This is a genomic window from Enterobacter cloacae complex sp. IR5418 (assembly GCF_049238105.1).
Taxonomy (GTDB): Bacteria; Pseudomonadota; Gammaproteobacteria; order Enterobacterales; family Enterobacteriaceae; genus Enterobacter; species Enterobacter hormaechei.
Map to the genome: position 1 here is coordinate 44993 of NZ_JBMKHS010000005.1, position 25127 is coordinate 70119.

The following is a 25127-nucleotide window of genomic DNA, read 5'->3' on the forward strand; positions in this document are numbered from 1 at the left end:
AAAATGAGTGATTTTCTGTTAAACGCAGGCCGTCAGACCCTGCTGCTGGAGCTACAGGAAGCCAGCCGCCTGCCGGAGCGTCTGGGCGAGGATTTTGTTCGTGCAGCCAACACCATCATCCACTGTGAGGGCAAAGTGATCGTGGCGGGTATCGGTAAATCCGGTCATATCGGCAAGAAGATTGCCGCGACGCTTGCCAGCACCGGCACCCCGGCGTTCTTCGTGCATCCTGCCGAAGCGCTGCACGGCGATCTGGGGATGATCGAAAGCCGCGACGTGATGCTGTTTATCTCCTACTCCGGTTCCGCCAAAGAGCTGGATCTCATCATCCCTCGCCTGCAAGAAAAATCGGTAGCCCTGTTAGCGATGACCGGCAAATCCCGTTCGCCGCTGGCGCTGGCCGCGAAAGCCACGCTGGATATTTCCGTTGAGCGCGAAGCCTGCCCGATGCACCTGGCACCGACCTCCAGCACCGTCAACACGCTGATGATGGGCGATGCGCTGGCGATGGCGGTGATGCAGGCGCGCGGCTTTAATGAGGAAGATTTTGCCCGCTCCCACCCCGCGGGGGCGCTCGGTGCACGGCTGCTCAACAAGGTTCACCACCTGATGCGCACCGACGATGCCATTCCGCAGGTTAAGCTCGACACCAGCGTGATGGACGCCATGCTGGAGCTGAGCCGCACCGGTCTGGGTCTGGTGGCGGTATGCGATGACGGCGGAAACGTCAAAGGCGTGTTCACCGACGGCGATCTGCGTCGCTGGCTGGTGGGCGGTGGCGGGCTGGAAACTCAAGTGTCTGACGCCATGACCAAGGGCGGGCTGACGCTGAACGCCGACAGCCGCGCCATTGAAGCCAAAGAGGTGCTGATGAAGCGTAAAATCACCGCCGCACCGGTGGTGGACGAGCACGGCAGGCTGTGCGGCGCGATCAACCTGCAAGACTTCTACCAGGCGGGGATAATTTAACCCTTAAGCCCCAGACGTTTCGCCAGCCTGTGGAGGTTGGCGACGTCCATCTCCAGCGTCCGCGCGCATGCCGCCCAGCTGCGGTTATTCTGCTCCAGCGCGCGGGTGATCATCTGGCGCTGGAACGCATCCGTCGCCTCGCGCAGGTTCTCGTTCACGCTCTCAGGTATCACCGGCTTCACGGGCGGCATCGTTTCCTCATGCAGCGCAAAATGGTGCGCATGAATAACCACTTCATCCCCCGAACGCGTTGCCCGCGCCAGCACGACCGCACGGTGGATCGCATGCTCCAGTTCACGCACGTTACCCGGCCAGCCGTAGCTCAGAAGGTGCGTCCTCGCACCGGGGCTTAACACCACGCGGGAAAGCCCCATTTTGAGCCGACACTGTTCGCAGAAAAAGCCCGCCAGCAGCACCACGTCATCGCCCCGCTCGCGCAGCGGCGGCACCGTGAGCGGGAACACGCTCAGACGGTGGAACAGATCGGCGCGGAAATTACCTGCCAGCACCTCTTCGCGCAGATCGCGGTTCGTCGCCGCCAGCACGCGCACATCCACGCGTAAGCTGCGATCGTCACCCACGCGTTGAATATCGCCGTACTGCAACACCCGCAGCAGTTTGGCCTGGAGCGAAAGGGAAAGCTCACCAATTTCATCCAGGAACAGCGTGCCGTTATCGGCCATTTCGAACTTGCCGCTACGGTTGCTGATCGCCCCGGTAAACGCCCCTTTGACGTGTCCGAACAGCTCACTTTCCGCCACGCTTTCCGGCAGCGCCGCGCAGTTGAGGTACACCAGCGGGTTCACCGCACGGGGCGAGGCTTCATGGATCGCTTTCGCCACCAGCTCTTTACCGGTGCCGGTTTCACCGAAGATCAGCACGTTCAAATCAGACGCGGCGACAATCTCAATCTCTTTTTTGAGCTGTTCCATGCCCGGCGAAAGGCCAATCATTTCGGTGTGCGCTACTTGCTCAAACACCGTCGGGCTACCCGGAAGGATATTCTGGCTCTCCAGCTGTTCTATCAGCAGGGCGTTGTTCAGCGCCCCGGCTGCCAGCGCGGCAATCAGCCGTAGCGCTTCGTCGCTGAAGGTATCGAACTGATCCGGCGACATGCCATCGAGGGTTAATGCGCCAATCAGGTTCTGCCCGGCAAACAGCGGCAGGCCAATACAGGCGTGCACCTTCAGGCTCTCCTGGCCGGGGATCAGGCCGTCGTACGGGTCGGGCAGATCGCTGTCCGCCGGGAAACGCACCACGTCCCCCGCGCGGGCGATAGTTTCCAGACGCGGATGGCCCTCCAGCGTAAAGCGCCGCCCGAGTACGTCCTTCGCCAGCCCGTCGATGGCCAGCGGAATAAACTGCCGCCCTTCGTAACGCAGCAGCGCTGACGCATCGCAACCCAGCACGTGGCGCAACGTGGAGATCAGCCGTTGAAAACGGTCCTGATGACCAATACCGGTTTGCAGTTCTATGGCGATCTTCGCCAGCACGTCTACGGAAAAGCTCATCTCTGCCTCACTGTCATTTTGACAATGCATAGTGTCATATTGACAATTTTTTAGATAGTCAAAATGACTACTTATTTGGGATCATGAAAACATAAACCCTTACCTTTCAATAAATTAAAAAATTGGCACGCAACTTGATATAAGCAAACCATCTTATTTGAAAACGCTGTATTACGTTGAGGTTGCTATGTCTATTCTGGTTAAAAATAACATTCATTGGGTGGGTCAACGTGACTGGGAAGTGCGCGATTTCCACGGGACGGAATATAAAACGCTGCGCGGCAGCAGCTACAACAGCTATCTCATCCGCGAGGGTAAAAACGTCCTGATCGATACCGTCGATCACAAATTCAGCCGCGAGTTCGTGCAGAACCTGCGCAGCGAAATCGATCTGAACGACATCGACTACATCATCATCAACCATGCGGAAGAGGATCACGCCGGGGCGCTGACCGAGCTGATGTCTTACATTCCGGACACCCCGATCTACTGCACCACCAACGCTATTGACTCCATCAACGGTCACCACCACCATCCGGAGTGGAACTTCCACACCGTGAAAACCGGCGACACGCTGGATATCGGCAACGGCAAACAGCTGATCTTCGTGGAAACGCCGATGCTGCACTGGCCGGACAGCATGATGACCTACATGACCGGTGACGCGGTGCTGTTCAGTAACGACGCCTTCGGTCAGCACTACTGCGACGAACGTCTGTTCAACGACGAAGTGGATCAGACCGAGCTGTTCGAACAGTGCCAGCGCTACTACGCCAACATCCTGACCCCGTTCAGCCGCCTGGTCACGCCAAAAATCACCGAGATCCTCGGCTTCAACCTGCCGGTGGATATGATCGCCACCTCCCACGGCGTGGTATGGCGTGAAAACCCTACCCAGATCGTCGAGCTGTACCTGAAATGGGCGGCGGATTATCAGGAAGATCGCATCACGATTTTCTACGACACCATGTCCAACAACACCCGCATGATGGCGGACGCGATTGCCCAGGGCATCAACGAAGTTGACCCGAACGTGGCGGTGAAAATCTTCAACGTGGCGCGCAGCGATAAGAATGAGATATTGACCAACGTCTTCCGCTCCAAGGGCGTGCTGGTGGGCACCTCCACCATGAATAACGTGATGATGCCGAAGATTGCCGGACTGGTGGAAGAGATGACCGGCCTGCGCTTCCGTAACAAACGCGCCAGCGCCTTTGGTTCACACGGCTGGAGCGGCGGCGCGGTAGACCGTCTTTCCACCCGTTTGCAGGATGCCGGTTTTGAGATGTCCCTGAGCCTGAAGGCGAAATGGCGTCCGGATCTCGACGCGCTGGAAATCTGTCGCCAGCACGGTCGCGACATTGCCCGTCAGTGGGCGCTTGCGCCGCTGCCGGAAACCGCCCCCGCTCCGGCTGTTGCGCCAGGATCCGTAGCAGAAGCCGCCCCTGCCACTGCCGACCTCGGCCCTTGCATGCAGTGCAGCGTCTGCCAGTGGATTTACGATCCTGAACTGGGCGAACCGTTGCAGGATGTCGCGCCGGGTACGCCGTGGAGCGAGGTGCCGGACAACTTCCTCTGCCCGGAATGTTCCCTCGGGAAAGACGTCTTTGATGAACTGGCAACGGAGGCAAAATGAGCCACGGCATCGTCATTATCGGCTCGGGCTTTGCCGCCCGCCAGCTGGTGAAAAATATCCGCAAACAGGATGCTAACGTGCCGTTGACGGTGATCGCCGCCGACAGCATGGACGAGTACAACAAGCCTGATTTAAGCCACGTCATTAGCCAGAATCAGCGCGCCGACGATCTCACCCGCCAGACGGCGGGGGAGTTCGCAGAACAGTTTAACCTGCGTCTGTTTCCGTATACCTGGGTCACTGATATCGACGCCGATGCCCACGAGGTGAACGCGAAAGATAAAACCTGGCAGTACGACAAGCTGGTGCTGGCGACGGGGGCATCGGCGTTTGTGCCGCCGGTTGAGGGCCGCGAGCTGATGGTCACGCTCAACAGCCAGCAGGAGTATCAGGCCAGCGAAACCCTGTTACGCGACGCGCAACGGGTGATGATTGTCGGCGGCGGACTGATTGGCACCGAGCTGGCGATGGATTTCTGCCGGGCGGGGAAATCCGTCACCCTGGTTGACCACGCGGCCAGCATTCTGTCAGCGCTGATGCCGGCAGAAGTAAGCAGTCGCTTACAGCATCGTCTGACCGACATGGGCGTGCATCTGCTGCTGAAATCGCAGTTGCAGAGTCTGTGCAAAACCGACACCGGTATTCGTGCGACGCTCGATCGCAACCGCAGCGTGGAAGTGGATGTGGTTATCGCGGCGACGGGGCTGCGCCCGGAAACCGCGCTGGCGCACCGTGCAGGCGCAGAGATCAATCGCGGCGTGAAGGTGGACAGCTACCTGCAAACCACCCAGCCGGACATTTATGCCCTGGGCGACTGCGCGGAAATTAACGGCCAGGTGCTGCCGTTCCTGCAACCGATACAGTTAAGCGCCATGTTCCTGGCGAAAAACCTGCTCGGTGGCAACGCACCGGTGAAATTACCCGCCATGCTGGTGAAGGTAAAAACGCCGGAACTACCGCTGCATCTCGCAGGTGAAACGCAGCGTCAGGATCTGAACTGGCAAATTACCCTCGAACCGCAGGGAATGGTCGCGCGAGGTGTGGACAGCGAGGGTCAGATGCGCGCCTTTGTCGTCAGTGAAGACCGGATGAAGGAGGCGTTCACGCTGCTGAAATCGCTACCTGCTTAACCCTCGCAATGCCGGGTGGCGCTTCGCTTACCCGGCCTACTCAACCCCAAAACGGTAAACCTTGTAGGCCCGCGCAAGCGTAGCGCCGCCGGGCAAAAACAGGGCTGGGTAGTTCAGGACCGCACCACCAGCGCGTCATAACCGCGCCAGCGGTAGTTCGCCATCGAGATCAGCCAGCAGGCGACAAACAGCCCGACCACCACAAATCCGGCATCGCCCAGGTTATCATTCACTGCGCCAATCAGATCCCACACGCCGCCGCTGAGGGCGAACTTGTCCATCAGCAGACCCAGCGCTTCCAGCCCGCCGATAAACAGCGCCACCACTACCGAGGTGCCGGTGATGGTCATGTTGTAGTACAGCTTGCGCTGCGGCTTGTTGAACGCCCAGCCGTAGGCCCCCACCATCAGCAGGTTATCAAGCGTATCCACCAGCGCCATGCCGCTGGCAAAGAGCGCCGGGAAGATCATGATCGACCACACTGACATCCCGCTGGAGGCGCTGGCGGCGGAGATCCCCAGCACGCCAATCTCGGTGGCCGTGTCAAAGCCGAGGCCAAACAGGAAGCCCACCAGATACATCTGCCAGCTTTTATTCACCAGGCGGAAGGTTTTGCCGAACAGCCAGTTCATGACCCCACCCTGCGCAGGCAGCGTGATATCACCCTGCACGGGCCTGCCGTGTTTCAGCGCCTGAAAACTGCGCCAGACGCCGCGGAGGATCACCATATTCACCAGCGCCATCGCCAGCAGGAAGGTTGCCGACACCGCCGTACCGATCAGGCTGCCGGTCTCGTGAAACCACGCCATGTTTTTCTGGAACGCCGTGGCGGTCGCGGCAATGGCAATGGAGGCCAGCACCACGATGGTGGAGTGTCCGAGGGAAAACCATGCGCCCACGCCGGACGGACGCTTGCCCTGCTGCATCATCTTACGCGTCACGGTATCAATCGCGGCAATGTGGTCAGCGTCCACCGCATGACGCAGTCCATAGCACCATGCCAGCAGGCTGGCGGCCATCAGCGCCGTGCTGCCGCTAAAGGTTTGCCATGCCAGCCCCCAGGCCAGCAGGTTCGCCATCACCAGAGCCAGCAGCAGGCACGCTGCACGAGGTTCATTGCGTAAAAGTCGTAACATTTTAAATCCTTTGTGAACATGATCGGGCGGCAGCAACCATCGCCTGCCCGAAGGAGATCGCTCCGTCGCCTGCGGGCAGGCGCGAAGGAAAAAGAAGCGTAAAATCAGAAAGGTAGTAACGAAGGCGCGCGCGCAGCAGGCGGTTGTGCAGGACGCCGCCGCTGAAACACACCGTCGTGAGCGACAGTCGGCGGGCATGCGATGCCGCCAGTTCACTTAGCCCTTTTGCCAGCGCATCGTGAAAGGCCCAGGCGCGCTCGCCGGGTTCCGCCCGCCAGGTAAGCCACTGTTGCCAGAACAGCGTAAGGTTATCCGCCTGTAGCGTCACCGGATGCTCAACCCCTGCACCGCGTTCGGCCAGCGCCTCCAGCCTGCATGCGGCTTCGCCCTCGTAGCGTTGCGTTTCAATGCCCAGCGCACAGGCCACGGCGTCAAACAGACGACCACAGGACGACGCCCGCGGCGCGTTGATACCGCGTGACACCGCCGTGGCCAGCAGCGGCCAGTTTTGACGCTGTACCGCCTCTGTTTCCGGGTACTGCTGCCAGTCAGGTACGAACGCCAGACAGTGGGCGAGCAAATTGCGCCACGGCTGTTTCGCTGCCAGATCGCCCCCCGGCAGCGCAACGGCTGGCAGACCGCCAAGCCGCTCGCAGTCGAGATAGTTGACCCGCAGGCACTCCCCGCCCCACAGCGCACCGTTCTCGCCCATGCCGATGCCGTCAAGCGTCAGGGCGATAACGTCTCCGCCGTCGAGCGGCCAGCCGTTCTCCGCCAGACACGCTGCCGCATGCGCGTGATGATGCAGCACGGTCTCAACGGGCAGCGCCTGCTCAAGCGCCCACTGGCGGGCGTGATAGCCCGGATGCGCATCACACACCACGCGCTCAGGCTGGAAGGCGTAGATGTCCTGCATCGTCGTGAGCGCGCTGCGCCACTGCGCCTCTACGCCCTCGTCGCTCAGATCGCCAAAATGCTGGCTCAGCACCGCCTGGTTCCCACGCACCAGGCAGAAGGTGTTTTTCATCTCCGCGCCAGTGCACAGCATGGCGGGGATATTCTCAAAACCAGCGGGCAACGTGATGGCATCCGGCACAAAACCGCGGGCGCGACGCAGGAGGGCGCCATCCCGATCCATCACGGAATCATCCATGCGTTGCAGGATGTCCCGGTTGTGCAGCAGAAAACCGTCAGCAATATCGCCCAGTTCCTCCATCGCCTGCGGGTTGGTGATGGCGGGCGGTCTGCCGCTGAGGTTCCCGGAGGTCATCACCAGCGGACGCTGGCATGCCATCATCAGCAAATGCTGGATCGGGTTCGCGGGTAACATTACGCCGACCGTATTCAGCCCGGGCGCAATCTCCTCAGGAAACGCAGGAAGACAGGCTTTTGGCGTCAACACTATCGGTGCCGCGGAGGAGCGTAACCGCGTCTGGATGGTCTCCGGCAGCTCATCCGCATCGGGGATCATCACCGCCAGCGGCTTCGTCGGGCGCTGCTTGCGTGTCCGCAATGTCAGTATCGCCTGCGGGTTAAGCGCATCGCAGACCAGGTGAAATCCCCCCAGCCCTTTGACCGCGACAATACCGCCGCCTTTCAGCATCGCAACCGCCGCGCTTAACGCCGATTCGCGGGTGGCACCAGCCTCCCCGGCGCGCCACTCCAGCTGGGGTCCACAGTCCGGGCAGGCCACCGGCTGGGCGTGAAAACGTCGGTCAGCGGGATTGCGGTACTCCGTTTCGCAGGGCATACAGAGCGGGAATGGCGCCATTGACGTGGCCGGGCGGTCATACGGCATGGCGCGAATGATGGTAAAACGCGGCCCGCAGTGGGTACAGTTGATAAACGGGTAGCGGTAGCGACGTTCGCGGGGATCGTGCATTTCCGCCAGGCATGCGGGACAGGTGGCGGCATCCGGGACGATTTGCGTGTCCATCGCCCCGCCCGCGCTGTGGCGGATGGTAAAGCCCTCCGGCAGGTGTGCCCAGGTAAACGGCTGCGTTTCAACGTGGTCAATGCGCGCCAGCGGTGGGCAGTCCTGGCGCAGTCTCGCGGTAAAGTCACCCCCACTGCCCGCGAGACGCACCAGGACACCCTCTCCGTCGTTGCACACGTCGCCCGCCAGCCCCAGCTGGTGTGCAAGCTGCCAGACGAAGGGACGAAACCCGACGCCCTGCACTTTGCCGCGCACCCGCAACTGTACGCCGTTAACGCACATTGCCGCTTAAAACAGCAGCGATGACGAGGTGTCGAACGCCGCGCGACGGCGTTTTTCGGCACTCATCTGTTCGAGCTTGTCGCGATCGACGCAGACCAGCGCATGCGTCGGACAGGCTTCCATACACGCCGGACCGGCATCGCGGTGGTAGCAGAGGTCACATTTGTTGGCTTCGGCTTTCTCCGCGCGTACGCTCAGCCCGATACCGCTGTTACGCACCACCGGGCGAACCACCACCTCCATCGCGCCATACGGACACGCCACCACGCAGGTTTTGCACCCGATGCAGCGCTCCTGCATCACGTGTACGAAGCCTTTTTCACGCTTAATCGCCCCGTTCGGGCAGACGTTGGCGCACGGCGCGTCTTCACACTGGCGACAGATAGCAGCGGTGGAAATATTCACGCCTTTAATGACGTGGATGCGCGGCAGGAAGGTGTCAGGGGTGAGAGAGGCGCAATCCTGCTCCGCCTGGTGGGACACCACGCACGCCACTTCACAGGTACGGCAACCAATGCATTTGCTGGCATCGGCCATAATAAAACGGTTCATCTGCTTCTCCGGCATAACTGTTATGCGCGAAGCTATTCATAAACCGTGCCAATATTTAATGCATTGATTTTATAGGTAAATTAAAAAGAGAAGGATCTGTCATCGTCATTAGTGACGATGACAGATGTCGACGTCAGCGATGCGGGCCGTCAATGACGGAGTCGCGCAGGATAAGCTCGCCGGAGAAGGTTTGCTGATATTTAAACTCACCGCCGTCGAGCATGAAGATCAGGCGGCTGATGGTCTCCTGGATCATCTCCGTTACCGGAATACGCACGCTGGAGAGGGAAGGCACAATGTAGGGCGCGATCGCCACGTCGTCGAAGCCGATGACCGACACCGCGCCCGGCGTGGCAACGCCGCTCTCGTGCAGCTGCTTGATGGCGCCAATCGCCATATCGTCGTTACTCGCCACCAGCGCGGTAAACGGTTCGCCGCGGGCAAGCAGCTGAGTGACCGCCGCCGCGCCGCTGGCCGGGTTCCACTTCCCTTCGGCGATAAGCGCGTCACGCACCGCAATGCCGTGCTGCGCCAGCGCGTCCCTGTAGCCGGAAAGACGCTCCACCCCGGTGGGGGAATCCAGTGAACCGGTGATAAACGCAATCTCCCGGTGGCCTTTCGCAATCAGCTGCGACACCGCCTCCTGACACGACGCTTTATGATCGGACCAGACGCTGTGGCTGCTGTTTTTCCGCAGGCGGCGGTTGAGCACCATAATCGGCTGCTCGCATTTCTCGACGAGCGCGTCCAGTTCTTCCACGTTCAGAAAACGCGGGTAGATAATCACCGCGTCGCAGCGCATGTCGAGCAGGTACTGGATCGCCTCGCGCTCCTCTTCGGCGCTGTGTTTACCATCCGCGAGGATCAGCTGCCGCCCTTTTTCTTCCGTCATCCGCGCAGCGTTAAACAGCAGTTCGCTGAAGTAGACGCCGTGGTACAGGGTGTTCGTCACCACCAGCCCCAGGGTCTGGGTGCGTTTGGTCGCCAGGTTTCGCGCCAGCAGATTGGGGCGATACCCGCTCTCTTCAATGGCCTGAAACACCCGGTCTTTGGTCTCCTGACTGACGTAACCGTTCCCCGACAGCACCCGTGAGACCGTCGCTTTCGACACGCCTGCCCGCTTCGCCACTTCCAGCATCGTGGTCATATTCTTATTCCGTGTGAACCTGATGGGCGCAGTGTACTGCACCGCAAAAAAATTGTCGCAGCGGCGTTATCACGCTTTTACCACCCCACCGCGATCTGCATCACGAAACGAAAAAATGTAAACAAAGCGATCTTGTTTCATTCATAGAAACTCATAATGATTATGTGAAACCGGTTTCCTACACTTCTCACAACGATAACAGGATCACATCCGATGGCAAAAAATTACGCTGCGCTGGCGACCGACGTCGTTAGCGCGCTGGGCGGCAAAGAGAACATCGTCGCCGTCACCCACTGCATGACGCGCCTGCGCTTCGTTCTGAAAGACGAAAGCCTTACCGACGCCGCGCGCCTGAAAAGCATCAGCGGCGTGCTCGGCGTGGTGCGCAACGACAACCAGTGCCAGGTGATCATCGGCAACACCGTGTCCCAGGCATACCGTGAAGTGGTGAGCCTGCTGCCCGCTAACCTGCAACCTGCCGTACCGGAAGGTCCACAGAAGATCACGCTGCGCCGGATTGGCGCCGGGATCCTCGACGCGCTGATCGGCACCATGTCGCCGCTGATCCCGGCGATCATCGGCGGGTCGATGGTTAAGCTGCTGGCGATGATCCTTGAGATGACCGGCGTACTGGGCAAAGGCGACCCGACGCTGACGATCCTCACCGTTATTGGCGACGGCGCGTTCTTCTTCCTGCCGCTGATGGTGGCGGCTTCCGCAGCGGTGAAGTTCAAAACCAACATGTCGCTGGCGATTGCCATTGCGGGCGTGCTGGTGCACCCGAGCTTTATCGAGCTGATGGCGAAAGCGGCGCAGGGCGAGCACGTAGAATTTGCCCTCATTCCGGTCACGGCGGTGAAATACACCTATACCGTTATCCCGGCTCTGGTCATGACATGGTGCCTGTCCTATATCGAGCGCTGGGTGGATCGCATCACCCCGGCGGTGACGAAAAACTTCCTGAAACCGATGCTGATCGTGCTGATTGCCGCCCCGCTCGCCATCGTGCTGATAGGCCCGCTGGGGATCTGGATCGGTAGCGCCATCTCCGCGCTGGTCTACACCATCCACGGCTATCTGGGCTGGCTCTCCGTCGCCATTATGGGCGCGCTGTGGCCGCTGCTGGTGATGACCGGGATGCACCGCGTCTTTACCCCGACCATCATCCAGACCATTGCCGAAACGGGCAAAGAAGGGATGGTGATGCCGTCGGAAATCGGCGCCAATCTGTCACTCGGCGGTTCATCGCTGGCGGTGGCGTGGAAAACCAAAAACCCGGAGCTGCGCCAGACGGCGCTGGCCGCGGCGGCCTCCGCCATCATGGCGGGGATCTCTGAACCGGCCCTGTACGGCGTGGCGGTACGCCTGAAACGTCCGCTGATTGCGAGCCTGATCAGCGGCTTTATCTGCGGTGCGGTGGCTGGCATGGCCGGTCTTGCCAGCCACTCGATGGCGGCGCCGGGGCTGTTCACCAGCGTGCAGTTCTTCGACCCGGCCAACCCGATGACCATCGTCTGGGTGTTTGGCGTGATGGGGCTGGCGGTGGTGCTGTCGTTTGTACTGACCCTGCTGTTAGGGTTTGAGGATATCCCGGTAGAAGACGAAGCCGAAAAAGCGCGCGCCCTGCAAACCGCACCGGTACAGAACAAAGCAGCAGAAGCATAAACTGAAAGCGAGGTAAGAATGTCTGTTTTTCCACAAGGATTTTTATGGGGCGGCGCGCTTGCCGCCAACCAGAGTGAAGGTGCTTACCGTGAAGGCGGCAAAGGACTGACGACGGTCGACATGATCCCCCACGGCGCGAATCGTCTGGCGGTAAAGGTCGGCAAGGAAAAACGGTTTTCGTTGCGGGACGACGAATTCTACCCGAGCCACGAGGCGATTGATTTTTACCATCGCTACAAAGAAGACATTGCCCTGATGGCGGAGATGGGCTTTACGGTGTTCCGCACCTCGATTGCCTGGAGCCGCCTCTACCCGAACGGCGACGAACCGCTGCCGAATCAGGAAGGCATTGCCTTCTACCGCGCGGTGTTCGAGGAGTGCAAAAAGTACAACATCGAGCCGCTGGTCACGCTCTGCCATTTCGACGTGCCGATGCACCTGGTGACGGAGTACGGCTCCTGGCGCAACCGTAAGATGGTCGATTTCTTTGCCCGCTACGCCCGCACCTGCTTTGAAGAATTTAACGGGCTGGTGAAATACTGGCTGACCTTCAATGAAATCAACATCATGCTGCACAGCCCGTTCTCCGGCGCGGGGCTGGTGTTTGAGGAAGGGGAAAACGAGGATCAGGTGAAATACCAGGCCGCGCATCACGAGCTGGTGGCGAGCGCGCTGGCGACCAAAATCGCCCACGAGGTGAACCCGGAAAACCAGGTCGGCTGTATGCTGGCGGGCGGCAATTTTTACCCTTACTCCTGCAAGCCGGAAGACGTGTGGATGGCGCTGGAGAAAGACCGCGAGAACCTGTTCTTTATCGACGTGCAGGCGCGCGGCAGCTATCCGGCCTACTCCGCCCGCGTGTTCCGCGAAAAAGGCGTGGTGATTGTGAAAGATCCCGGCGACGACGAACTGCTAAAAAACACCGTCGACTTTGTCTCGTTCAGCTATTACGCCTCGCGCTGCGCGTCGGCGGACATGAACGCGGGCAACACCAGCGCGGCGAACATCGTGAAGTCCCTGCGTAACCCGCACATTCAGGTGAGCGAATGGGGCTGGGGCATTGATCCGCTCGGCCTGCGCATCACCATGAACATGATGTACGACCGCTACCAGAAGCCGCTGTTCCTGGTGGAAAACGGCCTCGGGGCGAAGGACGTTATTGATGAAAACGGCGAGATCAACGACGACTACCGCATCAGCTACCTGCGCGAGCATATCCGCGCGATGGGCGACGCGATTGAGGACGGCGTACCGCTGATGGGCTACACCACCTGGGGCTGTATCGACCTGGTGTCGGCCTCAACGGGGGAGATGAGCAAGCGCTACGGGTTTGTGTACGTCGACCGGGACGACGCCGGGAACGGCACGCTGGACCGCAAGCGCAAGAAGTCGTTCTGGTGGTATAAGAAGGTGATTGCGAGTAACGGAAAGGATCTGGAGTAGCCTGTTTTGCCGGGTGGCGGCTTCGCCTTACCCGGCCTACAAACTACTCGGTGCGGTTTTCACCCTCTCCCCTATGGGGAGAGGGCCGGGGTGAGGGGTTCAAACCCACCATTTCCAATCCACCCGTCAAGCCGGGAATACACCACCTCCACCGCCGCTTTCACTGGCGGCGTCATCGGATAATAAAACCCGACAATGTCCGGCTGGATCCCAAGAAACAGCACCTCGCCCACGTCGTCTTTAATCTGATCCACCAGATAGTTCAGCGGCATATTGTGGGTGGTCATCATAAACATCTCGGCGATGTCGTCGGGATCAATCAGGCGGATCTCACCGGGGTTCAGCCCCATATCAGTGGCATCGACGATTAACAGCCTGTCCGGATGCAGTTCTCGAATGGCGACCACGTCATTTTCCGGGGCGCTGCCGCCGTCAATCACCACCCAGTTGCCCGGTGGGTTTGCGTCACACATCTCTGCCAGCAGCGGGCCCGCGCCGTCGTCGCCCATCATGCTGTTGCCGACACACAGTAAAACGTCAGTCACGTAATCTCCTCACCATCAGGTAGATGGCGCTCTCCTGATGAATATCGTGCAGCATGCCGAGCAGCGTTTTGCTCCACGCCTGCTGCGCCGGGGTTTGCCTGCTCAGCGCCGCGTCAAAGGCGTTGGCGAGCATCGTGATGTGGTTGGCGTCGATAACGATCTCGCCGTACTTCGGCACGCCCTCCATTTTGCGCCGCGCCGTGCTGCCCTCTTCCAGCGTGGCGATCCACGCCAGATACTCGGGCCACGGGCAGCTTAGCGCCGTTTCAAGGCAGTCGATCACCCCGAGGTGGTGCCCAATCGCCAGGCTGTAATAGACCACCTGCTGCGCCGCATCCGGCGTGGCGTCGTTCTCATCAATAAACTTACGGCTCAGCTGGCTGAACACCACCGTTTCACTCATCGAATACGCGCCTCATCCACAATGCTGTTCAGGTTCGCCACGATCTCATTGAGACGCGGATCGTTTTCCGCCTCCAGCCAGCGCGCCACCTGATGGTCGCCCTGGCTCAGCAGGCGCAGGTAATCGTCGGCAATCTGGCGACCATAGCGATAGCCCGCCAGTTTCCGCGCCGTGCGGTCCACCTTCACCCGCAGGGGCTGCACCATGTCCGGGTGCAGAATGGCCGCAGGCTGTTTGTCGATCTCGCCCGGCTCGCGGGCGTGGATCTTCTGCTCCAGCAGGCCGAGCGCCATCGCAAAGCCGTACAGCGTCGCGGCGGGCGTCGGCGGGCAGCCCGGGATATAGACGTCCACCGGCACGATTTTGTCGGTGCCGCCCCAGACGCAGTAAAGATCGTGGAAGATGCCGCCGCTGTTGCCGCAGGCGCCGTAGGAGATGCAGATTTTCGGGTCCGGCGCCGACTGCCAGGCGCGCAGCGCGGGCGATCGCATGGCGCGGGTGACCGCCCCGGTAAACAGCAGGATGTCCGCATGGCGCGGGGACGGCACCACTTTGATGCCGAAGCGCTCGGCGTCAAACAGCGGCGACAGGGTAGCGAAGATCTCAATTTCGCAGCCGTTGCAGCCACCGCAGTCCACGCGGTAGACGTAGGCCGAGCGTTTGATTTTTTTCAGCAGCGATGCCTTCATGCTGGCGATGGACTCCTCCACCGTTAGCGGCACCGGAATGCCGTTAGCGTCGCGCGGGCCGAGTAAGTTTTCCATCAGCTGGCCTCTCTCATATGACGGGTTAAATCGATGCGGTCAGACGGCAGCAGGCACTTCTGACGCTTGCACTCCGGGCAGGTTTCGAAGCTTTCACGATGATGCTCCGCGCGCACGTCGCCGTTGTGCTTCAGCAGCGCAATGGCGTAGTCGATCTCTTTTTGCACGGCGAATGGACGCTTGCAGACGCGGCAGCTGCACAACGCAAAGCGCGACTGCTGGAGAAAATCCTCTTTCTTCCACACCGCCAGCTCGTACTCTGGCGAAAGACGAATGGCGACCGTCGGGCAGACCTCCTCGCAGCGGCCGCAGAAGATGCAGCGCCCGAGGTTAAACTGCCAGGCCAGCTCGCCGGTTTTGAGGTCCGTTTCCACCGTTAAGGCATTCGACGGGCAGGCGTTGACGCAGGCCGCGCAGCCGATGCACTGCTGCGGGTTGTGCTCCGGCTTGCCGCGAAAGTTTTTATCCACCGGGATCGGCTCCAGCGGATAGCTGCTGGTCTGCGCGCCGGTTTTGATCACTTTTTTGATAAAGGTAAACATGGCGAGTCCTTATTTCAGCGGCGAGTTCTTACGCTCGATGCTGTAGCGCTCAAGCTCTTTGTATGGCACCACCTGGCTTTTCTTCTTGCGCACGTCCACCACGGTCATGCGGTCGGTGCAGGAGTAGCACGGGTCAAGGCTGCCGATGATCAGCGGCGCGTCAGAGACGGTATTACCGCGCAGCATATAGCGCAGGGTTGGCCAGTTGGCGTAGGTCGCCGCGCGGCAGCGCCAGCGGTAGAGCTTCTGGTTGTCGCCGGTCATGCTCCAGTGGATGTCATCCCCGCGCGGCGCTTCGGCAAAGCCGAGGGCAAAGCGGTTTGGAATGTAGGTGAAGCCCTCCACCATCAGTGGGCCGCCGGGTAGGTTATCGAGACCGAAGTCAATCATGTTCAGGGCGGTGAACACCTCGTTGATGCGCACCTTGAGGCGGGAGATGACGTCGCAGCCCTGCTCGCTGTGCACGGTCATCGGCAGCAGGCCGTAGCCGACGAACGGATGATCGGCGCGGGTATCGCGGGCGTGACCGCTGGCGCGTACCATCGGGCCGACGTTGCTGAAGTCGCGGGCGATTTCAGGATCAAGACGACCGATGCCGACGGTGCGCTGCTCGATGTTTGGCGTGCTGAGCAGCATGTCCACCAGCTCCTGCACGTCCCGGCGCATCTGCTGCGCCAGCTGGCGGGTCTGGATCATGTCGCCCTTCAGCAGGTCGCGGCGGATCCCGCCGATCAGGTTCAGGCCGTAGGTTTTACGCGCCCCGGTGAGAATTTCCGCCATTTTCATCGACGCTTCACGCACGCGGAAGAACTGCATAAACCCGGAGTCAAAGCCGACGAAGTGACACGCCAGGCCGAGGTTGAGCAGGTGCGAGTGCAGGCGCTCCACCTCCAGCAGGATGGCGCGGATCATCTGCGCGCGCTCCGGCACCACGATCCCCATGCCGTTTTCCACCGAGGTGGTGTAGGCGGTGCTGTGGGCGAAGCCGCAGATGCCGCACACGCGATCAGAGAGGAACGTGACTTCGTTGTAGCCCATGCGGGTCTCCGCCAGCTTTTCCATGCCGCGGTGGACGTAGAACAGGCGGTAGTCGGCATCGATGATGTTCTCGCCGTCGACAAACAGGCGGAAGTGGCCCGGTTCGTCGGAGGTCACGTGCAGCGGGCCGATCGGCACCACGTTGTTCTTCTTGCTGCCGAGTTCGTTGATGAACTCGTAGGTTTCGCTGTCGGTGGTCGGCGCCGGACGCTGGCGGTAGTCCATACTGTCTTTGCGCAGCGGATAGAGTTCATCCGGCCAGTCATCCGGCAGCACCAGACGACGCTCGTCCGGCAGGCCAACCGGCACCAGGCCGTACATGTCGCGCACTTCGCGCTCGCCCCAGACGGCGGCAGGCACGCGCGGCGTGACGGACGGGTACTCCGGCTTGTTCGGGTCGACTTCGACGCGCACGGTGATCCAGCACTTCTCGCCCTGCTCCATCGACATCACGTAGTACACCGCATAGTTGCCGCACAGCTGGCGCTCGTCGTTGCCGAACAGTACTGACAGCCAGCCGCCCTGCTGGTAGTAGAGAAACTCCACCACCTCCGGCAGGTAGTTCACCTTAATGGTGACGGTTACCTGGTCTTTGGTTTGCCAGGACTCCTCCAGCACCACGCCCGGGAAAGCCTGATGCAATGCGGCGAGATACTGCTGACCTTTCTTTTCTTCAGACATAAACACTCTCTTTAATCACGCCACCAGCAAGGAGACGAACGCTAAAAATGCAAAACCAAAACCGGCCCAGGTGATGCGTGACGTTTCGACAAAACGCAGGCGCGCCATGCTGTTTTCAAACAGGGCGATGACCAGCACGCCGATAAGCAGCTTGAGGGCGGCAACCACCATGGCCAGCAGCAGGCCGCCCGCAGAGAAGTGCGTCATCTGCCCCCACGGGAAGAAAACGCCGACGAACATCTGCAACACCACCAGCTGCTTGAGGCTGATGCCCCACTTCAGCACCGCAAAGCCGTAGCCGCTGTATTCGGTGAGCGGCCCCTCCTGTAATTCCTGCTCCGCTTCCGCGAGATCGAACGGCAGCTTGCCCATCTCGATAAAGGTGGCGAACGCGCAGGCGCAGAGCGCCAGGACCAGCGGGAGAGAACGTGAAACCGGCCAGTGGTAAACGGTGTCGGTGATAAAACTGATGTGGGTCGAACCTGCAACCTGCGCCGCCACCCACAGCCCCAGCAGCAGAATTGGCTCCACCAGCACGCCGAGCATCGCCTCGCGGCTGGCGCCGATCCCCGTAAACGGGCTGCCGGTGTCCAGGCCCGCAATCGCAAAGAAGAAACGCGCGATGGCGAAGAGGTAGATCAGCGTAATCAGATCGCCCAGCACGGGCAGCGGCGAACCCACCGTCACCACCGGCAGCGCGGTGGCGATGGTCAGCATCACGCCCACCATCACGAACGGCGTCAGGCGGAACACCCAGCCTGCGGCATCCGGCGCGACGCTCTGACGGGAGAGCAGTTTGAAGAGATCGCGGTACTCCTGAAGCACGCCAGGCCCGCGACGGTTGTGCAGCCGGGCGCGCGCCACGCGCGTGATGCCCGACAGCAGCGGCGCGGCGGCAAACAGCACCAGCGCCTGAAGAATTGCCAGTAACAGACTCATGTCAGGCTCCTCGTGAAATGACAATCACCACCAGCACCGCCAGCTCGATCAGCGCCAGACGGCGGAACAGCACGGGCACGGCGGCACCCTGCCAGCCGGGCACCCAGCCCACCGGGTTCAGCCAGTGGCGCAGCTTCAGCACGGCGGCAAAGTTCTCCTTCACCGGCATGGCGAAACCGTGGGCGGTGATAACCATCGACTGCTCGTGTTCGTAGCCGCAGGCCCACGCCGCGCCGCGCGAGCGGGAGGCGAGACGGTCGCGTCTGAAGAACAGCATCAGCACGAACGGCAGCAGCGGCGCGGCAATCAGCAGCAGCGCCATCATCGGCTGGGAGACGACGGTATGTGCCGTCGCCAGCGGCAGCGGAATGGCGTGGCCCAGCAGCGGCAGCAGCCACGGCGCGGCTACCCCGCCCGCGATGCAGCACAGCGCCAGCGCGACCACGCTGGCACACATCAGTACCGGGGCACAGCAGGCGTTTTCCGCTTCGCGGGTGCGCGGTGCGCCGAGGAAGGTGACGCCATAGACTTTCGCCATGCACATCACCGCCAGCGCGCCGGTGATTGCCAGGCCCACCGCCAGCAGCGGGCCGAGTAAACGTCCGATAAACGCCTCACTCTGGCCGAGCGCAAAGAAAGACTGGTAAATCACCCACTCTCCGGCAAAGCCGTTCAGCGGCGGCAGCGCGGCCATCGCCATCAGCCCGACCAGCATCGCCAGCGAAATGACGGGCATTTTTTTGCCGATGCCGCCGAGCTTTTCGATATCCCGATGACCGGTGCGGAACCAGACGCTGCCCGCCCCGAGGAACAGGGTGCTTTTAAACAGGCTGTGGTTGATGAGGTGATACAGACCGCCGATAAACCCGGCAGCAATCAGCGCCGGTTGATTGAGCGCCAGCCCGGTGACGCCCGCGCCCATACCGAGCAGGATGATCCCGATGTTTTCCAGGGTGTGGTAGGCCAGCAGGCGCTGAATATTGTGCTCCATCAGGGCGTACAGACCGCCGACAAATGCGGTGATCATCCCCGCAATCAGCAGCGCCACGCCCCACCACAGCGGTGGCTGGCCGCCCGTCAGGGTTATCGTCAGAATGCCGAACAGACCGACCTTCATCACCACCGTAGAAAACAGCGCAGCGGCGGGTGCAGAGGCATTCGCATGCGCCTGCGGCACCCAGCCGTGCAGCGGGATAATTCCGGCCAGCAGGCCAAAACCGACTACGCCCAACAGCCAGACGTCATTGCCCAGCATTTGTCCGTTCAGCGCGGCAAAATCCAGCGTGCCGAAACGCTGCCACACCAGCCAGCAGGCCAGCGCCAGCAGCAGCGTGCCGAGGCGTCCAAGCGCAAACCACAGCTTGCCGGAAGCGCTGCATCCGGTCAGGAACACGCCGCACAGGGCCATGATTTCAGCCATCACCACCAGCGCGCCAAGGTTACTGGCGATAACCGTACAGACTGCGGCGGCCATCAGCAGATTGACCAGCAGGCCGTTGGCTCTGGTGTGCGGATGGCGGTGCCAGTCGATATTAAACAGGCTGATAAACAGCCCGCAGAGGCCAAAGGTGACCAGCCAGATGGCGTTCAGCGGCGTAAGCTCAACGGCGTGGTGAATCAGCGGGATAATGGTGTCGACGGACTGGCCGTCGATCAGGACAACGCCGCCCGCTGCCAGCGTCATCAGGCTGCCGACCGCCCCGCCGATACCGGCGATCCAGCCGCTCAGCGTTTTATTAAAGGAGACCATCGGCGCCAGGACAGCGGCGGCGGCAAACCAGGCCACGCCGCTGGTCATCATAGCAATCGCGTTCATTTCGCCCCCTCGTTAAGCGCCCGCAGCAGCGAAAGATCGCCGACGTCGGTATTAATGGTCAGCTCGCGCTTGCGTTTGCTGGTGCGGGCAATGTCGCGGATGTTGACCAGGACCAGCGCCCGGGTCGGACAGGTCCGCACGCAGGCCGGACCCTGTTCATCGAAGCTGCACAGGTCGCACTTCACCGCGATAGCGCGGATGCCGGGCACCCAGTCCAGCAGCGTGCTCACGCGTGCCGGAGCGGGCGGCGCAGGCGGCGCTTTCGGGGTATTGGCATTCGCCGGAATATGCAGCGGACGGCTACCGGAAAACTCAATGGCACCGAACGGACAGGCGATGCCGCACAGCTTGCAGCTCACGCACAGGCTTTCATTCAGCTGTACCGCGCCGTCAACGCGGGTGATGGCATTGACAGGACAGACGCCCGCGCACGGGGCATCTTCACAGTGGTGGCAGAGCTGCGGAGCAGACTCTTTCTCATTACGCATGACGCGCAGGCGCGGCATGGACTGTAGCCCGTGCAGACGATGCGTTTCCGAGCACGCCGCCTCACAGGTTCGACAGCCAATACAGACCGTCGAGTCAGCAATTACAAAACGGTTCACCGGGTCATCCTCTGGTGATGGTCATTTTTGACGAAAAAAACTGTCTTATCGACACTTCTCGACACTCGCTTTTCAGGCCACGTTCGCGGAGGATTTTCCGTCGATCAGCTGTTTCAGGTTGACTGGCCGATCGTGCTCAACGGCGGCGTAGAGGCCGTGGTAAACCGGCGCGATTTTCTCCAAATAGTGCTCCAGCACCTGCTGGCGATCGCGGTTGCTGACGTGACCGTCCACCATGCCGTCCGCCATCAGCTGCGCCCGGGCGATACAGTGTCTGTCGCCCTCTTTCGTCTCGACGTAGTACTCAATCGTGTGGCTGTTGAAGGTCTCCGCCAGGGTGACGTAAATCGTAAAGTGACCAAACAGAACAAAACGCATATCCCCCTGTGCCGCACAGCTCATGGCGTGGTGCAGATGGGCCTTCGACAGCGTGATCCCCTGGATCAGTGAGTTGCAGTACAGGTGCCATTGCTCCTGAAGCTGCTGATGACGTTGCGCGATGTAATCCGCTTTTTCGCTAATTTCCCAAATAGTCATAAAAGGTATCCGGTTAATGGAGTTAGCGGCTGTTAAGCAGATTTCGTGCCAGTTTTTAATACGTTGATTTCAATGACTTTTATCGAGATTCGCACTGTCACCACCGCGGTGTCGACGTGTCATTTCGACAGCATTGACATCGTCACGCCGTAACACAAATCAATCTGGCACCGTTATTGCATTTACTGGCGCAAATCATTGAGGAGGCGTCATGCACGAAATCACCCTCTGCCAGCGGGCACTGGAACTTATCGAACAGCAGGCGGTGCAAAACCACGCGAAGCGCGTGACCGGCGTCTGGCTGAAGGTCGGAGCGTTTTCCTGTGTTGAAACCAGCGCCCTGCATTTCTGTTTTGAGCTGGTGTGCCGCGGCACGCTGGCGGAAGGCTGCGCGCTGCATATCGAGGAGCAGCAGGCGGAGTGCTGGTGCGGGCAGTGTCAGGAGTACGTCACGCTGCTGTCATCGAAGGTGCAGCGCTGTCCACAGTGCCAGAGCGCAGGGCTGCGCATCGTGGCAGATGACGGTATGCAGATCCAACGCCTCGAAATCGAGAAGGAGTAAAGTATGTGTAGTACCTGCGGTTGCGCCGAAGGCAACCTGTATATAGAAGGGGATGAACACCGTCCCCACTCCGCGTTTCGTTCCGCGCCCTTTTCCCCTGCCCCGCGTCCCGCGGCGGCCCTGACCGGCATCACCTTTGCGCCGCAGCGTTCCGACGCGGGCGACCTGCATTACGGTCACGGCGAAGCGGGTACCCACGCGCCGGGCATCAGCCAGCGCCAGATGCTGGAGGTGGAGATCAACGTGCTGGACAAAAATAACCAGCTCGCCGCCCGCAACCGCGCCCGCTTTGCCGCGCGCAAACAGCTGGTGCTGAACCTGGTTTCCAGCCCCGGCTCCGGCAAAACCACCCTGCTGACCGAAACGCTCAAACGGCTGAATAAACGCGTCTCCTGCGCCGTTATCGAAGGGGACCAGCAAACCGTTAACGACGCGGCGCGCATCCGCGAAACCGGTACGCCCGCGATTCAGGTCAATACCGGAAAAGGCTGCCACCTGGACGCGCAGATGATCGCCGACGCCGCTCCGCGTCTGCCGCTGGCGGATAACGGTATCCTGTTTATTGAAAACGTCGGCAACCTGGTGTGCCCGGCAAGCTTCGACCTCGGCGAACGGCATAAAGTGGCGGTGCTCTCCGTCACCGAAGGGGAAGACAAGCCGCTGAAGTACCCGCATATGTTTGCCGCCGCCTCCCTCATGCTGCTGAACAAGGTCGACCTGCTGCCGTACCTGAATTTCGACGTGGATAAGTGCCTGGCTTACGCCCGGGAAGTGAACCCGGACATTGAGATCCTGCTGGTGTCCGCCACGCGCGGCGACGGGATGGACGGCTGGCTGAACTGGCTGGAGAGCGAACGATGTGCATAGGCGTCCCCGGACAAATTCATTCCCTCGACGGTAATCAGGCCAAAGTGGAGGTCTGTGGCATCCTGCGAGATGTCGATCTGACGCTGGTGGGCAGCCAGGATGAGACCGGCGCATCACGCCTCGGCCAGTGGGTGCTGGTCCACGTGGGGTTTGCCATGAGCGTAATTAATGAGGAGGAAGCCCGCGACACGCTGGACGCGCTACAGAATATGTTTGACGTCGAGCCGGACGTGGGTGCGCTCCTGTACGGCGAGGAGCGATAACCCATGCGTTACGTTGATGAATTTCGCGCACCTGAGCAGGTGTTACAGCTTATCGATTGCCTGAAAACCCGCGCGTCGCTGCTGGACTACACGCCAGAAAAACCGCTGCGGATCATGGAGGTGTGCGGCGGACACACCCACGCCATCTTTAAATTTGGCCTCGACCAGCTGCTGCCGGAGAACATCGAGTTTATCCACGGCCCCGGCTGCCCGGTGTGCGTGCTGCCGATGGGGCGTATCGACAGCTGTCTCGACATCGCCAGCCGCCCCGGTGTGATTTTTTGCACCTTTGGCGACGCCATGCGCGTGCCGGGGAAAAATGGCTCGCTGCTCCAGGCGAAGGCGCGCGGCGCGGACGTGCGGATCGTCTACTCGCCGATGGATGCCCTGACGCTGGCGATGGATAACCCTGAGCGCAAGGTCGTCTTTTTCGGGCTGGGTTTTGAGACCACCATGCCCGCCACCGCCATCACGCTCCAGCAGGCGAAAGCCCGCAACGTCACTAACTTTTACTTTTTCTGCCAGCACATCACCCTTATTCCCACGCTGCGCAGCCTGCTTGAAGCGCCGGATAACGGTATCGATGCGTTTCTGGCGCCAGGCCACGTCAGCATGGTGATTGGCACAGAAGCCTACGGTTTTATCGCTGAACAGTACAATCGTCCGTTAGTGGTGGCTGGTTTCGAGCCACTTGATCTACTGCAAGGCGTGGTCATGCTGGTTGAGCAGAAAATAGCGGCCCTGAGTACGGTGGAAAATCAGTATCGCCGCGTGGTGCCCGATGCAGGAAACAGACGGGCACAGCAGGCAATCGCCGACGTGTTTAGCGTCGAAGGCGACAGCGAGTGGCGCGGACTGGGGCTGATTACCGGATCCGGCGTACACCTGACGCCCGCGTATCGCGCGTTCGACGCCGAAGCGCATTTCCGCCCGCAGCCGCAACAGGTGTGCGACGATCCCCGCGCCCGCTGTGGCGACGTACTCACCGGCAAATGTAAACCTCATCACTGCCCGTTATTTGGCAACGCCTGTAACCCGCAAACCGCGTTTGGCGCGCTGATGGTCTCTTCCGAAGGGGCATGCGCCGCGTGGTATCAATATCGCAACCAGGAGTGTGAAGCATGAACACGGTGGAAATGGCGCACGGAAGCGGTGGACAGGCGATGCAGCAGCTGATTAACCGGCTGTTCATGGACGCCTTTGATAACCCCTGGCTCGCCGAGCAGGAGGATCAGGCGCGCATCGCGCTCTCAACGCTCACCGCACACGGCGACAGGCTGGCCTTCTCCACCGACAGCTATGTGATTGACCCGCTGTTCTTCCCGGGCGGCGATATCGGCAAGCTCGCCGTCTGCGGCACGGCAAACGACGTGGCCGTCAGCGGTGCCCTTCCGCGCTACCTCTCCTGCGGGTTTATCCTTGAAGAAGGTCTACCGATGGAGACCCTCACGGCGGTGGTCAACAGCATGGCGCACACCGCCCGCGAGGCGGGGATCGCCATCGTGACCGGGGATACCAAGGTGGTACAGCGCGGCGCGGCGGATAAGCTTTTCATCAACACCGCTGGCATGGGGGCGATCCCCGCCGACATTCACTGGGGGGCGCAGCAGCTTTGCGCAGGCGACGTGCTGATTGTCAGCGGCATGCTGGGCTGCCACGGCGCGACTATTCTTAACCTGCGCGAAGGCTTAGGGCTGGATGGCGAGCTTCGCAGCGACTGCGCGGTACTCACGCCGCTGATCCAGACGCTGCGCGACATGCCGGGCGTAAAAGCCCTGCGCGATGCCACGCGAGGCGGCGTGAATGCCGTGGTACACGAATTTGCCGCAAGCAGCGGCTGCGGGATTGAGCTGACCGAGCGCGGCCTGCCCGTTAAGCCTGCCGTACGCGGGCTGTGCGAACTCTTAGGGCTGGACCCGCTTAACTTTGCCAACGAGGGCAAGCTGGTGATCGGCGTGGAACGGTCGGCGGCGGAAGCCGTACTTGCACAGTTAAGAGCGCATCCCTTAGGGAAAGACGCGGCCATCATCGGCGACGTGGTTGAGCGCAAAGGGGTGCGCCTGACCGGGCTTTACGGCGTGAAGCGCACGCTGGATCTGCCGCACGCTGAACCGTTACCCCGAATTTGCTAGGCCGCGCCAAAAGCGGTCAGCGCTGA

The 25127-nt window shown here is 60.9% G+C and carries 24 protein-coding genes; 10 read left to right on the plus strand and 14 right to left on the minus strand.

Going from position 1 to position 25127, the window contains the following annotated elements; translation table 11 throughout:
* Positions 1–3 precede the first annotated feature (3 nt).
* Positions 4–969: an arabinose-5-phosphate isomerase GutQ gene (gene gutQ, locus ACOTX7_RS05945; RefSeq protein ID WP_221813574.1), complete on the plus strand. Its 966-nt coding sequence runs from the start codon at positions 4–6 to the stop codon at positions 967–969.
* Here the strand turns inward: gutQ and norR are convergent.
* Positions 966–2480, minus strand: coding sequence for a nitric oxide reductase transcriptional regulator NorR (norR, locus tag ACOTX7_RS05950; RefSeq protein ID WP_221256372.1), 1515 nt, complete (start codon positions 2478–2480; stop codon positions 966–968). The two genes, gutQ and norR, sit on opposite strands and share 4 nt — an antisense overlap.
* Positions 2481–2667: 187 nt before the next feature.
* Here norR and norV point away from each other — a divergent pair, with 187 nt between their 5' ends.
* A complete protein-coding gene (gene norV / locus ACOTX7_RS05955) occupies positions 2668–4116 on the plus strand; it encodes an anaerobic nitric oxide reductase flavorubredoxin (protein WP_221256373.1) in 1449 nt (482 codons plus the stop codon).
* Positions 4113–5246 (plus strand): NADH:flavorubredoxin reductase NorW, encoded by a 1134-nt coding sequence (gene norW, locus ACOTX7_RS05960; RefSeq protein ID WP_221813573.1) that lies wholly within the window; start codon positions 4113–4115, stop codon positions 5244–5246. Before norV ends, norW begins: the two co-directional genes overlap by 4 nt.
* A 113-nt stretch (positions 5247–5359) precedes the next feature.
* Here the strand turns inward: norW and ACOTX7_RS05965 are convergent, their stop codons facing one another.
* From ACOTX7_RS05965 to ACOTX7_RS05980, 4 genes are all read right to left on the minus strand, one after another.
* Entirely contained in the window at positions 5360–6382 is a 1023-nt protein-coding gene (locus ACOTX7_RS05965) for a HoxN/HupN/NixA family nickel/cobalt transporter (protein ID WP_221256375.1), read from the minus strand.
* Between the two features lies 1 nt (position 6383).
* Positions 6384–8600 carry a carbamoyltransferase HypF gene (gene hypF / locus ACOTX7_RS05970; protein WP_221813572.1) on the minus strand — a complete coding sequence of 739 codons (2217 nt, stop codon included), beginning with the start codon at positions 8598–8600 and terminating at the stop codon, positions 6384–6386.
* Positions 8601–8606: 6 nt separating this feature from the next.
* Entirely contained in the window at positions 8607–9152 is a 546-nt protein-coding gene (gene hydN / locus ACOTX7_RS05975; RefSeq protein WP_017382793.1) for an electron transport protein HydN, read from the minus strand.
* A 133-nt stretch (positions 9153–9285) separates the two neighbouring features.
* The gene (locus ACOTX7_RS05980; RefSeq protein WP_350363980.1) at positions 9286–10323 is read right to left on the minus strand and encodes a LacI family DNA-binding transcriptional regulator; all 1038 of its coding nucleotides are present in this window, start codon (positions 10321–10323) and stop codon (positions 9286–9288) included.
* 189 nt (positions 10324–10512) lie between these two features.
* Between ACOTX7_RS05980 and ascF the strand changes: the two genes are divergently transcribed.
* Positions 10513–11964 (plus strand): PTS cellobiose/arbutin/salicin transporter subunit IIBC, encoded by a 1452-nt coding sequence (gene ascF, locus ACOTX7_RS05985; RefSeq protein WP_006811731.1) that lies wholly within the window; start codon positions 10513–10515, stop codon positions 11962–11964.
* Positions 11965–11982: 18 nt separating this feature from the next.
* Positions 11983–13407, plus strand: coding sequence for a 6-phospho-beta-glucosidase (locus ACOTX7_RS05990; protein ID WP_221813571.1), 1425 nt, complete (start codon positions 11983–11985; stop codon positions 13405–13407).
* Positions 13408–13478: 71 nt separating this feature from the next.
* Here the strand turns inward: ACOTX7_RS05990 and hycI are convergent, their stop codons facing one another.
* The 9 genes from hycI to hycA all read right to left on the minus strand — a co-directional run bounded on the left by hycI (position 13479) and on the right by hycA (position 21277).
* Complete coding sequence (gene hycI, locus ACOTX7_RS05995) at positions 13479–13952, minus strand: hydrogenase maturation peptidase HycI (RefSeq protein WP_006811733.1); 474 nt, start codon at positions 13950–13952, stop codon at positions 13479–13481.
* Positions 13945–14355: a formate hydrogenlyase maturation HycH family protein gene (locus ACOTX7_RS06000; protein ID WP_006811734.1), complete on the minus strand. Its 411-nt coding sequence runs from the start codon at positions 14353–14355 to the stop codon at positions 13945–13947. Before ACOTX7_RS06000 ends, hycI begins: the two co-directional genes overlap by 8 nt.
* Entirely contained in the window at positions 14352–15119 is a 768-nt protein-coding gene (locus tag ACOTX7_RS06005; protein ID WP_221256379.1) for an NADH-quinone oxidoreductase subunit B family protein, read from the minus strand. Before ACOTX7_RS06005 ends, ACOTX7_RS06000 begins: the two co-directional genes overlap by 4 nt.
* Positions 15119–15661 carry a formate hydrogenlyase complex iron-sulfur subunit gene (locus ACOTX7_RS06010; RefSeq protein WP_221256380.1) on the minus strand — a complete coding sequence of 181 codons (543 nt, stop codon included), beginning with the start codon at positions 15659–15661 and terminating at the stop codon, positions 15119–15121. The genes ACOTX7_RS06005 and ACOTX7_RS06010 overlap by 1 nt, the downstream gene beginning before the upstream one ends.
* Before the next feature lie 9 nt (positions 15662–15670).
* Positions 15671–17380 (minus strand): NADH-quinone oxidoreductase subunit C, encoded by a 1710-nt coding sequence (gene hycE / locus ACOTX7_RS06015; RefSeq protein WP_221256381.1) that lies wholly within the window; start codon positions 17378–17380, stop codon positions 15671–15673.
* A gap of 15 nt (positions 17381–17395) precedes the next feature.
* On the minus strand, positions 17396–18319 hold the full coding sequence (locus tag ACOTX7_RS06020) for a respiratory chain complex I subunit 1 family protein (RefSeq protein ID WP_221256382.1): 924 nt from the start codon (positions 18317–18319) through the stop codon (positions 17396–17398).
* A gap of 1 nt (position 18320) precedes the next feature.
* Positions 18321–20135 (minus strand): formate hydrogenlyase subunit 3, encoded by a 1815-nt coding sequence (hycC, locus tag ACOTX7_RS06025; protein ID WP_221256383.1) that lies wholly within the window; start codon positions 20133–20135, stop codon positions 18321–18323.
* Positions 20132–20740, minus strand: coding sequence for a 4Fe-4S dicluster domain-containing protein (locus tag ACOTX7_RS06030; RefSeq protein ID WP_205921554.1), 609 nt, complete (start codon positions 20738–20740; stop codon positions 20132–20134). Before ACOTX7_RS06030 ends, hycC begins: the two co-directional genes overlap by 4 nt.
* Positions 20741–20812: 72 nt before the next feature.
* Positions 20813–21277, minus strand: a complete 465-nt coding sequence (gene hycA / locus ACOTX7_RS06035) for a formate hydrogenlyase regulator HycA (RefSeq protein WP_047353828.1) — start codon at positions 21275–21277, stop codon at positions 20813–20815.
* A 211-nt stretch (positions 21278–21488) separates the two neighbouring features.
* Here hycA and hypA point away from each other — a divergent pair, with 211 nt between their 5' ends.
* The 5 genes from hypA to hypE are packed head-to-tail and all read left to right on the plus strand — an operon-like array spanning position 21489 to position 25101.
* A complete protein-coding gene (hypA, locus tag ACOTX7_RS06040) occupies positions 21489–21839 on the plus strand; it encodes a hydrogenase maturation nickel metallochaperone HypA (protein ID WP_221256384.1) in 351 nt (116 codons plus the stop codon).
* Between the two features lie 3 nt (positions 21840–21842).
* Positions 21843–22706 carry a hydrogenase nickel incorporation protein HypB gene (gene hypB, locus ACOTX7_RS06045; protein WP_205921552.1) on the plus strand — a complete coding sequence of 288 codons (864 nt, stop codon included), beginning with the start codon at positions 21843–21845 and terminating at the stop codon, positions 22704–22706.
* Entirely contained in the window at positions 22697–22969 is a 273-nt protein-coding gene (locus ACOTX7_RS06050; RefSeq protein WP_205921551.1) for a HypC/HybG/HupF family hydrogenase formation chaperone, read from the plus strand. Before hypB ends, ACOTX7_RS06050 begins: the two co-directional genes overlap by 10 nt.
* 3 nt (positions 22970–22972) lie before the next feature.
* Positions 22973–24094 (plus strand): hydrogenase formation protein HypD, encoded by a 1122-nt coding sequence (hypD, locus tag ACOTX7_RS06055; protein WP_221256385.1) that lies wholly within the window; start codon positions 22973–22975, stop codon positions 24092–24094.
* Complete coding sequence (gene hypE, locus ACOTX7_RS06060; protein WP_221256386.1) at positions 24091–25101, plus strand: hydrogenase expression/formation protein HypE; 1011 nt, start codon at positions 24091–24093, stop codon at positions 25099–25101. The genes hypD and hypE overlap by 4 nt, the downstream gene beginning before the upstream one ends.
* Positions 25102–25127 lie beyond the last annotated feature (26 nt).